This window comes from Planococcus sp. RAB007_Raresut (assembly GCF_057369535.1).
In genome coordinates this window covers 1-220 of the sequence record NZ_JBXYIF010000309.1, presented here as the reverse complement: position 1 = coordinate 220, position 220 = coordinate 1, and the positions used below count along the sequence as shown (strand labels likewise).

The 220-nt window shown below is 32.7% G+C and carries 1 pseudogene; it reads right to left on the bottom strand.

Annotated elements, in window-relative coordinates:
• Positions 1-94 precede the first annotated feature (94 nt).
• Positions 95-220 (bottom strand): annotated as a pseudogene (locus AC2Q9J_RS18625) (GNAT family N-acetyltransferase); the annotation flags it as partial.

Below are 220 nucleotides of genomic sequence, written 5' to 3'. Positions count from 1 at the left end.
ATGATATGTAAACTACTATTTATATGGCGCACTATCCTTAGAGTAAAAACTCAAAACTGAAACAGGTCTTAAAATAAAAATATTTTATAAATTATTACTCTATTAATATCTTGTGGAAGCGTTCTTTGACTTGTGGCCAATCTTCTTTTGTCACACTGTACATGACGGTATGTCGAATTGTTCCTTCTTTGCGAATCATGTGGTTCCTCAAAATCCCTTC